General features: G+C 57.7%; 5 protein-coding genes and 1 pseudogene. 3 read left to right on the top strand and 3 right to left on the bottom strand.

What is annotated here, in order from left to right; translation table 11 throughout:
• Positions 1 to 108 precede the first annotated feature (108 nt).
• Together EOA29_RS20805 and EOA29_RS20800 are read right to left on the bottom strand one after the other, a co-directional pair.
• Positions 109 to 990 carry a dihydrodipicolinate synthase family protein gene (locus EOA29_RS20805; protein ID WP_127221386.1) on the bottom strand — a complete coding sequence of 294 codons (882 nt, stop codon included), beginning with the start codon at positions 988 to 990 and terminating at the stop codon, positions 109 to 111.
• An 18-nt stretch (positions 991 to 1,008) separates the two neighbouring features.
• A complete protein-coding gene (locus EOA29_RS20800) occupies positions 1,009 to 2,364 on the bottom strand; it encodes an FAD-binding oxidoreductase (protein WP_245468499.1) in 1,356 nt (451 codons plus the stop codon).
• 139 nt (positions 2,365 to 2,503) lie between these two features.
• Between EOA29_RS20800 and EOA29_RS20795 the strand changes: the two genes are divergently transcribed.
• From EOA29_RS20795 to EOA29_RS20785, 3 genes are all read left to right on the top strand, one after another.
• A complete protein-coding gene (locus tag EOA29_RS20795) occupies positions 2,504 to 3,412 on the top strand; it encodes a LysR substrate-binding domain-containing protein (RefSeq protein WP_127221384.1) in 909 nt (302 codons plus the stop codon).
• Positions 3,413 to 3,785: 373 nt separating this feature from the next.
• Positions 3,786 to 4,478, top strand: coding sequence for a B12-binding domain-containing protein (locus EOA29_RS20790; protein ID WP_127221382.1), 693 nt, complete (start codon positions 3,786 to 3,788; stop codon positions 4,476 to 4,478).
• 77 nt (positions 4,479 to 4,555) lie between these two features.
• Positions 4,556 to 5,587 carry a GlxA family transcriptional regulator gene (locus EOA29_RS20785; protein ID WP_127221380.1) on the top strand — a complete coding sequence of 344 codons (1,032 nt, stop codon included), beginning with the start codon at positions 4,556 to 4,558 and terminating at the stop codon, positions 5,585 to 5,587.
• A gap of 104 nt (positions 5,588 to 5,691) precedes the next feature.
• Here the strand turns inward: EOA29_RS20785 and EOA29_RS43090 are convergent.
• A pseudogene (locus EOA29_RS43090) lies at positions 5,692 to 6,623 on the bottom strand (IS3 family transposase); the annotation flags it as partial.

The following is a 6,623-nucleotide window of genomic DNA, read 5'->3' as shown; positions in this document are numbered from 1 at the left end:
CTACAATATCGTGCCGTTTGCCAAGTTCGGCCGCGACGGCCGACCCGACAATCCCAGTCGAACCAACCAGGACAATTCGCATAGAGTCTCCCCTGAATAAGGTAACAGCTAGGAGGCGATCTCAAATAGCGGGGCAAGTGCGGCGCGGAGCGCAGTATCCTGCTCCGCCGAGAGCTTTGCCAACGGCTTGCGAACATTGCCGGTTCCGAAGCCGCGCAGCTGCGCGGCTCTTAGAACAGAAGGCGTATAAGGTGCCCGCCAGATGAAAAGCAACGAGGGCAGCATGCGCTGCCAAAGTGCCAGCGCCCTGTCGAAATCCTTCGTCGCCACAAGGTTGTATAGTTCGACAGCCTCGCGAGGCATGTAGTTTGCTGCGCCCCAGATAACGCCGCGCGCGCCAGCCATTAGTGCATAGAGGGTCGTTGTATCGCAGCCGTTTAGAACCGTGCCTCTCGTCTGCAGATACTCCTGATGCACGGTGAAGTCGCCGGCGCTATCTTTGATGTAATTGAAATGCTTGAGACCGCTCAGTCGACCAAAAAGGCGGGGCGAGACCGCGATCCCGGTCGCCTGTGGAATGTTGTAGCCGACAATATCCACGCCGACCGCCGCATCGATTTCCTTGTAGAAATTGAAGAGTCCATCTTCGTCTGACGGACCTTCCAGATACGGCGGCAAAATCATCAGCGCGTCCGCGCCGACTGATTCAGCTTGCTGTGAGCGCCGTATAACTTCGTCCATGTTCAGGGCCGAGGTCTGGCAGACAACATTACACCGGCCTGCGATGCGCTTCGCTCCGAGCTCGTAGAGCCGATTGCATTCGGATTCGGTCAGGTAAGGGTGTTGGCCTGTACCTGCCCCAAGAACCAAGCCATGAACTCCCGCCGATACGTATTTTTCGATCAACTCCTCGAAGAGGCCGTAATCGATCGCACCGTTAGGTTGGAACGGTGTCTGCATTGCAAGATTGATGCCCTTCAGGTCGGCCATTGCAGTTCCTCTTTGTTGCTAGACTTCCGCGCCCGCCTGCCTGAAACGACGAGCCGTGACAAACCGGACGCCCATTGATGTGAAAAGTCTTGGATAAGTCCTGCTCGGAGCGGCCCGCGTCTTCAGGATATCGATCACAGCCGAAGATTGCCCCGTGGCCAGTTCGGCGACAGCCTTGCCAAAGGCAGCCCCGCGAGCGACGCCGGTTCCATTACAGAAGGCGGCACCATAGACGTCCTGCGCCAACTCGCCGAAGACCATGCCGCCATTTTGCGCGAGCGTAAGCAGACCACCCCAGCTGGCCTCAAAGCCGATTGACGAAAGCCCGGGCCATCGGCGGTCAAATGCTACCTGCTGCTGGGTCCGAGCCCTCAGGACATCTTGTTTCGTTGTCTTGAAATTCGTCGCATACGAGTAAACGTTTCTAAGGAAAAGACGGTTGTCGATCGTGCGTCGCACCGTCGTCCCAAAGCTGTCGGCCGGAATAAGCCCATAGGTTCGCTTGTTGCCCACGTTGGAAAGCTCGCTCTCTGTGAGCTGTCTGGTCATGCTCGCGAAGGTGTAGAGCGGTATGGCTCGGTTTTCAAAGAAGCCAAATCTCGTCAGATAACCCGAAGCGCAGATGATTACCTTCGACGCCCTGATTGTTCCGCCACGCGTCTCGCATATATGCTTCGGTGCGCCGAACTGGGCCGCCACGATGGGGGTGTTTTCATGGACGGTAACGTTCTCGGGGAGGCGGTTTACGGCGTTCTTGAGATACTTCGCAGGTTGGACCAGAATCGTGCCTGGGTGATGCAGAGCTTTGACGTAGTGCCTGCTGCCGGTGATCGCCTGAATCTCAGGGGTTTCAACCCAGCTGTACTTTTGTCCAAGCTTATCGAGTGCCTCCGAAAAGCGGTGTAGGTCGGCGACGCCGTGAGATGTGGCGGCGCTGTGGTATTTCCCTTGCGGGTCCCAGTCGCAGTCTACCCCATGCTCCTCGACGGCGCTTCGAATGTAGGCGATGCCTTCAAGGTTGACGTACAGCTCTTCCTTGTTCCCCCTAATGTCTTCGACGAAGTCGCGTTTTCGGGGATTGTGCGCGAGATCGATGACGAAGCCCATGCACCGTCCGGATGCATTGTCCCCGATGCGGCCGGCGTCGACCAGGATTACGGAAGACTGGGGGTTGAGTTCGGCAAATCGGCGGGCCGCGTGAAGCCCCATCCAGCCGCCGCCAATGACTAGGCAGTCGCATGCGACATCGCCTTGTTGCGGCACCAAGGGCAGCTCCGGTCCCGACGTGCGGTACCACCCGGAGGCCGTTGGCTCCGGATGTGGTGCCTCGACGACAATGCGCTGTCTTGTCTTTGCTTGGTTCAAAGAGATCACTGCCAACTACTCGCTCGGGTGAAGGCGGCCGGTGGCGTGGTCGTGCGCACCGCTCGCTCTGGCTTGTTCCTGCTTCGAATAGACCATGTGCTATTAGTCTCGTAGACGGAAAATATGCCGTCTGATATAGACCTGCTTCATGTCCAAGCTTCGCAATCTTGTCCCCTCGACACATTCGCTTTTCGTCTTCGAAGCGGCGGCTCGCACGCTGAGCTTCAAGAACGCTGCCAGCGAACTCAACGTGACGCAGCCGAGCGTCTCGCATTCGATCAAAATGTTCGAAAAGCATTGCGGGACGGCGCTCTTTGTCCGAGACAATCGGGGAGTGCAGCTGACTGAGCCAGGCAGGCAGCTCTACGACGAGGTGCGCGCCAGCTTCCGCCGCCTGGAACAGCGGCTTGAGACCATCTCAGATCGCGGAACGAAGTACATCACTTTCGCAGCTTCGACATCTCTAGCGGCCCATTGGCTCGCGCCCCAACTCTATCATTTCCAGGAAGAGCATCCGGACGTAAGGATCAAAGTGGTCGCCACCGATCGGGATGTGGAGCCAGACCATGAGATTGATGTCACGGTGTGGGTCCGGCCACGGGATTTTGAAAGGGTCAACAGTTGGTTCGTCTGCGACGAGATCATCTTCCCCGTCTGCTCACCCGCGTATCTTCTGGCGCACCCCTCTCCACAAGTCGTCGAAGATCTGATCCACCATCAGTTGATTCATTCGTCCGATGCTTTTCGCAAGCGCCTGGATTGGCCAGAATGGGTCGAACTGGCAGGTGGCGATGCCAGCGATATCAAACCCAATATCGTGTTCAATGATTACCAGCTAACGCTTCAAGCGGCGCTGGCTGGTGAAGGAATAGCGCTGGGATGGTCCCTGACCGCCCAGCAGTTGCTTAACAACCGGCTTCTGGTCAGGCCATTGCCAACCCAGATACAGACCGACAGGGCCTTCTTTCTTTTGGCCAGCGAGGATGCCAGCAAGAACAAGAGATGCAAGGTTTTGGTTGACTGGTTTCTCGCCCAGTCTGAGCAACTCCGCCCTTGACCTGAATTGCTCTCGCCCTGGCCAATGGCCTAGGGAGCCTTGCTCATAGCGGGGCTGGACATAAATTGACTTTAACACCAGCGAAACCTTTTGCCTCTTCTCAGGCCAATTGCCGGCACCTATCATCAACTAGACCAAGTCAGAAACGCGTTCTCAGACGACGGAGCCTCGGGTGTTTAGTGCGGGATGCCAGATGATGGATACTGAAACCCCGCAATCCGGCGCGGCGGAGGATTCCGGCTTCCAATTTGATCTGTGGGAATTCTGGCTGGCAGTTTGAAATCAACTCCCAAGGCTTCAACCGGAAGCCTGGTCGGCGCCCCATCGAGATGGGGCGCCGACTTCCTTTGAATTGAGCACCAGGTAAATCGACATGGCTGACGAAGAGATCATCCTTTCCGAGTTGTCCGACGAGGAACTTGTGCAGCAGATGCATGACGACCTCTATGACGGGCTGAAGGAGGAAATTGAGGCAGGCACCAACATCCTCCTCGAGCGTGGGTGGCAGCCCTACACGGTGCTAACCGAGGCGCTGGTCGAAGGCATGCGCATCGTCGGCGAAGACTTCCGCGACGGCATCCTGTTCGTGCCGGAGGTGCTGCTGTCGGCCAACGCCATGAAGGCTGGCATGTTCATCCTGCGTCCGCTGCTTATCGCCACCGGCGCGCCAAAGCAGGGCAAGATGGTCATCGGAACCGTCAAGGGCGATATTCATGACATCGGCAAGAACCTTGTCGGCATGATGATGGAGGGCGCGGGATTCGACGTCATCGATCTCGGCATCAACAATGCGGTCGAGAAGTATATGGCAGCAATTGAAGAGCATAAGCCGGACATCCTCGGCATGTCGGCGCTGCTCACCACCACCATGCCCTACATGAAGGTCGTCATCGACACGATGAAGGAAAAGGGCATCCGCGACGACTATATCGTGCTGGTGGGCGGCGCACCGCTCAACGAGGAATTCGGCAAAGCCGTCGGTGCCGACGCCTATTGCCGCGACGCGGCGGTGGCGGTCGAGACCGCCAAGGATTTTATGAAGCGCAAGCATAACACCCGCATCTGATGGCAGGTGCCGATCCCTGAAAACGCTGGCGTCAATGGCCTCTCGATGTTGATCACCATCAACCAGGATTTAACCCTATGAATGCCCCCTTTTCAGCAGGAGACTCTTCGCGAATCGAGGGATGGAACGTGCACCGCCAAGTGATCGACACCTTAGAGGTGTATCGACTTGTTATACTTGCCCTCCCCGGCTTCTCGCAACTCAGCCTTTCATCCTTCGTGGATCCGCTTCGCCTCGCAAATTCCGTCTCAGGTCGGCCCTTCTTCCAGTGGACCATCGCAAGCCTTGACGGCAAGCCGGTTGAGTGCGCCAGCGGGTTTATCCTGTCAGTCGGCAGCGATTTTGCCAGCGCTGGAGCGTGCGTTCAGGCTGGCAAAGGGCCGAGCATGGTCATTGTGTGCGCCGGGGACCGGGTTGAAAAGCAAACCTCGACCGCACTCAATAAGATTCTTCGGCTTTGCAAGCGGCATGGCGTCCCGATTGCCGCTTTGGGTACTGCGACATGGCTGTTGGCGGACAGTGGACTGCTCGACAATGCCGCATGCACAATCCATTGGGACAAGAGGGCTGCCCTCTCTGAAAAATTCGATAGCCTGCAAGTGACTGACCGACTGTTCGTTCGTGATACCCACATCGTTACTTGCGCAGGAGAATTCGCGTCTTTCGACCTCGTTATGGAGTTGATTACCGAAAGCCTTGGAAAAGACACTGCATTAGCTGTCTGCCGACATACGACTGCAGGGCACTGGCGCTCAGCCTCTGACAGACAATGGACGATCGATGGCAGCGAAATCGGCGTCTGCAAACCGGTCGCCGAAGTCATTCGAATTATGGAAGAACATATTGAAGACCCGCTGCCCCTTCGCGACATCGCGAAATGCGTCGGACGCTCACAGCGTCAGATCGAAAGACTTTTCCGGCGCTCGGTTTCGTCGTCTCCCATGCGCTTTTACCTGTATCTGAGACTTAGTCGCGCCAAGCGTCTGATCAGGCAAACAGAATTGCCGGTTGTTGAGATCGCGATCGCCTGCGGATTCGCATCAGCGTCGCATTTTTCGAAATGTTTCCGCGCGGCATTCGGCGCCAATCCCAGTGCCTGTCGGGGCTAACATTGCAGCTGAGCGTAGGTCGATATTGGCAACGGCTGGCCAGACACAGCTTGATTTCCTTTCCATCAGACTTGCGGGTGACCTGCTCCCCGTTTTGTCCGCGCCTATAAGTTGGCGCTGTTCACGTTGTGGTCCGATCTGGACCGGTTTGCAAATTCGTTCGGGTGAGCCCATCGAGGCTCGTATGGGGCGATTCACATTGCAATCGATCCTCCATTCTTCGATGCTGTGCGGGCGTGCCGATAGCTGGTGAACAGGCGTTCGTTGAGACACTCATCGTGTAGCCGACCACTGAAGCTTTCCACCAAGCCGTTCTGCCTTGCCGGGCGCGATGTAGTGCCATTCGACCTGCCGATCCTCCTGCCACGCCAGGATGGCATTCGAGGTCAGCTCGGTGCCATAGCACCTACGGAAGGAATGAGCGGAGGGAGCCGCGATCCTCGGCGATGATGTCTAGCTCCCGGGAGACACGTTCGCCTGAGATCGAGTTGTCGACGACGGTCGCCAAACACTCCCGGCTGAAGTCGTCGATGACGCACAATATCCGGAAGCGAAGGCCGTCGGTCAGTGTGTCGGAGACGAAGTCGAGGCTCCAGCGCTAATTGGCATCCTGCGGGATCGCCATCGGTGCTCTCGTGCCGAACGCCCGCTTGCGGCCACCTCGCTTGCGCGTCAGCCGCTCCTCGCGATAGAGCCGGTAGAGCTTCTTCCAGTTCACCGCCACGTCTTCGCGCTTCAGCAGCAGATGCAGCCGACGGTAACCAAAGCGCCGTCGCTCAGCCGCCAGTTCCCGCAGCCGCTTGCGCAAACCGGCATCATCTGGTCGCGACGGACGGTAGCGGTAACCTGCGGCTCCATGCCGACGAGCCCGCAGGCCCGACGCTGCGAATAGCCCTTGTTCTCGATCGCCCAGGTCACGGCGGCCCTCCTCGACCCAGGCGTCAGAAGTTTTTTCCGAGCATCTCGCGCAAGGTCAAGACGTCGAGCATTGCATCGGCCAGCAAGCGCTTCAGCTTGCCGTTCTCCTCCTCAAGGC

The organism is Mesorhizobium sp. M1E.F.Ca.ET.063.01.1.1 (genome assembly GCF_003998155.1).
Taxonomy (GTDB): Bacteria; Pseudomonadota; Alphaproteobacteria; order Rhizobiales; family Rhizobiaceae; genus Mesorhizobium.
This window is presented reverse-complemented; position numbering and strand designations above follow the sequence as displayed.